The organism is Staphylococcus sp. GDX7P312P, from assembly GCF_008385775.1.
GTDB classification, from domain to species: Bacteria; Bacillota; Bacilli; order Staphylococcales; family Staphylococcaceae; genus Staphylococcus; species Staphylococcus haemolyticus.
The window spans coordinates 1-530 of sequence record NZ_VUKI01000083.1 but is presented as its reverse complement, the minus strand read 5'-3'; the positions used below and the strand labels follow the sequence as shown (position 1 = coordinate 530).

Genomic DNA, 530 nt, shown 5'->3' with positions numbered 1-530 from the left:
TTAATTGTATTCATATATCATCACTTCCTTTAGTATTCTTCTGGTAAAAGCATCACATAATAAAAAGCGTCTACACCATCTTCTCGGATGACGTAGACTTTCTTAGGTAATGCATTTTGATTTTTTATATAGTTTGTATAGTGATATTCCAATTTGTATGCGGGTTGTTCTTGTTCATGTGTGATTGAGAGTATATTTTCATCTTCTTGCAGTCTAAAAATGTGTAGGTAATCTGTATGGGGTTGATTATCTCTTTCTTTCACCATATTCCAAAGTAAGATTTGAAGCTCTAGAGATAGGTGTTCACTAATGCCTCTTGTGATATATCGATTGATTTGCATACTATTTTCCTCCATTTTGCTTTTCTTTCATGATGTCAATCACTTCGTTAATGACTGTAACAGATATTTGTGCCACTTTGATCCAATTATTCATGGTGATTCCCTCCTTCTTTTAGTAGATGACGTTCATCGATAATCGTATTTTTAGTATCAGTGAGGTAGAGAAAATCCATATCAAAATGATCTAGA

General features: G+C 32.8%; 2 protein-coding genes. Both read right to left on the bottom strand.

Annotated elements, in window-relative coordinates; all coding sequences use genetic code 11:
- Nucleotides 1-29: 29 nt before the first annotated feature.
- Nucleotides 30-341, bottom strand: coding sequence for a DUF960 family protein (locus F1592_RS13440; protein WP_149809594.1), 312 nt, complete (start codon nucleotides 339-341; stop codon nucleotides 30-32).
- A gap of 86 nt (nucleotides 342-427) precedes the next feature.
- Nucleotides 428-530 (bottom strand): SAUGI family uracil-DNA glycosylase inhibitor (locus F1592_RS14085; RefSeq protein ID WP_369073531.1); only part of this gene is annotated, 103 nt, incomplete at its 5' end.

Coding starts and splice junctions, on each gene's coding strand:
- F1592_RS13440 (WP_149809594.1), bottom strand. CDS start 341: ATGCAAATCAATCGATATATCACAAGAGGCATTAGTGAACACCTATCT.